This is a genomic window from Armatimonas sp. (assembly GCF_031410135.1).
GTDB lineage: Bacteria > Armatimonadota > Armatimonadia > Armatimonadales > Armatimonadaceae > Armatimonas.
In genome coordinates, this window is the sequence record NZ_JANNYP010000702.1 from 1 (window position 1) to 2,732 (window position 2,732).

The 2,732-nt window shown below is 61.1% G+C and carries 3 protein-coding genes and 1 pseudogene; 1 reads left to right on the forward strand and 3 read right to left on the reverse strand.

Annotated elements, in window-relative coordinates; genetic code table 11:
* Nucleotides 1-791 (forward strand): annotated as a pseudogene (locus RMO15_RS25685) (ankyrin repeat domain-containing protein); the annotation flags it as partial.
* Nucleotides 792-915: 124 nt separating this feature from the next.
* Here the strand turns inward: RMO15_RS25685 and RMO15_RS25690 are convergent.
* The 3 genes from RMO15_RS25690 to RMO15_RS25700 form a co-directional block, all read right to left on the reverse strand.
* Nucleotides 916-1,464 carry a nucleotidyltransferase family protein gene (locus RMO15_RS25690; RefSeq protein WP_309719469.1) on the reverse strand — a complete coding sequence of 183 codons (549 nt, stop codon included), beginning with the start codon at nt 1,462-1,464 and terminating at the stop codon, nt 916-918.
* Nucleotides 1,461-2,480 (reverse strand): XdhC family protein, encoded by a 1,020-nt coding sequence (locus tag RMO15_RS25695; RefSeq protein WP_309719472.1) that lies wholly within the window; start codon nt 2,478-2,480, stop codon nt 1,461-1,463. Before RMO15_RS25695 ends, RMO15_RS25690 begins: the two co-directional genes overlap by 4 nt.
* 53 nt (nt 2,481-2,533) lie before the next feature.
* The coding region (locus RMO15_RS25700; RefSeq protein WP_309719475.1) for a hypothetical protein at nt 2,534-2,732 on the reverse strand (199 nt) is incomplete at its 5' end.

Sequence of the window (2,732 nt, forward strand, 5' to 3'; positions counted from 1 at the left end):
CCTGCCTTCGTAGCAAGCTCGACACCGCGCGACTGCTGCACTCCATGGGTGCACGCCCGCAACCCGGCTCTGTAATGGGGCCGTGTGAGACACTCAGCGCGGTGGGGTTAGCGCTCCAGCTGGAGCTGGGCGCGGAGCTGGTAGATGAGCACGGCGACCGACTGGCTCCGCTGGGCCTCGTGCTGGAAACCTACTCGCGCTACCCCGAAGGCAAGCACGGCTGTTTGGAGATCTTCGAAAGCCACGGCTATGCTCTCCCCGATACAGCGGTCTTTGCCGTGCACCAGGGACGACTAGACTTACTAGCCGCCCACGTCCAGCGCGACCCGAACGTACTCACCCGGCAGTTCGCCCACGAAGAAATCTACTCACCCGAGCTGGGCTGCCACATGGACCACACGCTCGCACTTCATGGGACACCTCTGGCAGGCGGAACGCTGCTCCATCTCGCCGTGGATGACGATACCTACGACGTCGCAAAGTGGCTTCTGGAAAACGGCGCGGATGTCAATGCACACGCTGCGATTGACTCTGATGGTTTCGGGGGGCACACTGCGCTGTTTGGCTGTGCTGTCTCACAGCCCTACCGCTGTGGCCGAAAGGGTACGGCCATGGCCCAGCTCCTGCTCGATCACGGTGCCGACACCACCGTCCGTGCCAACCTCCGAAAAGAGCTACGTTTCGTCGAGGACGAGACCCTACACGAGTACTTCGCTGTCACCCCACGCACCTGGGGCGAGCGCTTCCACGATCAAGCCTGGGTCAATCCTGCTGTGCTGGCGTTGTTGTAACCTCTCCTCCCCAGCCCTCCTCTCCCGGGCGCTCATTCTTCGCTGGGAAAGGAGGGAGTTAGCGGGTGGATTTTCCCCTTTCCCAGTGAGGTACGAACGCCCGGGAGAGGGGCTAGGGGAGAGGTTACAGCCCCTGCCAGTCCGTAAGCGTATCTACATCTACCCTGCCGCCGGGGAAGGCCACCGTGCGGCAGGGGTATTTATTGAGGAGCTTGCGCGCCCCGGAGTCGCCGGTGAGGGCGAGAAGCTCAGGGAAGTAAGCGTGGTCAAAGACACACGGCGGCCCAAGCGCCTCGCCGTAGTCCGATGCGACGATGCTTCCGGGCTCCCACGCGTGAAGAAGCGCCGCAAGCAGCTTCGTCGTGACCAGAGGCTGGTCACAGAGCATCACTAGCGCGGCATCACAGTCTGCAACGGCGGTGATTCCTGCCCTTAGTGAGGCCGCCATGCCTTCTTGCCAATCCTCCGCAAGGATAATCGTCACTGGCAGACTATTCAGAGTCGGCGCAATCTGCTCCGCATGTGCGCCCAGCACGACCGTGACGGGACCGACAGAGAGCGCCGTCTCCACCGCATATCGCAGAAGTGTCTTGCCTTGGTAGGGTAGGAGCTGCTTGGGCTGTCCCAGGCGCATTGAAGCCCCGGCGGCGAGCACCACAACTGCAATTTTCAATGGATTGGCCCCTCGCGCAGTGTGAGCGGCCCACCGCTACGGCCCGCTGACCAGGCGCGAATCTCGGCGACCAGTGCCAGCGCGATCTCTTCCGGGTTGTCTGCGCCGATGTCGAGGCCGAGGGGGGCATGAATTCTGCCAACCCCCTGGCCCCCGTCCGACGGGGGAAGTGTTTCTAAGAGGCGCTCGGTGCGGCGGCGGGGGCCGAGCAGGCCTAGGTAGCCAACCGACGATTGAAGAACGAGTGGCAGAAGCTCTTGGTCAGCGCTGAAGCTGTGGGTCATGAGTACGACGGCATCGGTAGGCTCCAGGGTGTGGATGGGGAAGCTCTGCACGACACTTGCACCGGGGAAGCGCTCGGGGTGGAGCGTGAGTGAGCGGCTGTCCACAACGATGACCTGCCAGCCCAGTAGCTCTGTGGCGATTTTGGCCAGCGGCATGACATCGTGGCCCGCACCAAAGATAACTAAACGCTGGGAGGGGACGATATATTCGTAGAACGTCTCGTCGCGCCAGAACGACTGGCAATTCGTGAGGACCTCTTGCGCTCCGGCCAGCAGCGACTCCTCGCCCCAGAACTGCCCATTGTGCTCCAGCGCGAGGCGCTTGCCCTCACCGGTCGTGGCGAGCACTCCCACGGTGCGCTCCGTCTGCCAGCGCTCCAGCCGGGCGAGGTGCGCGACAGTCGTCTCCGTGAGGCGCTCCAGCAAGACCTCAACCACGCCGTTGCAGCCCAGCCCAAAGCCCCATTCGATGTCTTCGTCCTCTTGGGTCGAGTCATAAACCACGCGCGTAGAGCCGTTTTCTGTACGCCACCAGGCTTTTTGAAGCACGTCGGTCTCCAGGCACCCACCGCTGATCGAGCCCGCCACCCAGCCCGCCTCGGTGAGCAGCATCCGCGCACCGGGACGGCGGTAGGTCGAGCCCCCCACACGGATCACCGTCGCCAGAATCGCCGACTCGCCCGCAGCAAAGGCGGCTTGTGCGGCACGAGCAACGCGGAGAAGCTCGGTCATGAGGCTTTCCAGGAATGATTACTAAAAATTAAAAGTGACACGTTGTAAAGATTCTATTTCTTGTTTTGTAAGCTCTCGATAAAAATTTGTACTGAGTAAGTTTTGGAAATCAATTGGGTGTGACTCATTTTGGTTGAAGGAGTTGGGGGGGCAGTTTCAGGCATAATGTCTGTACCACAAAAATAACGCCAGGAGACTGTCATGACCCCCAACTCCCAAGAAATTGTACAACAAATCAAAGACAAATTTGAA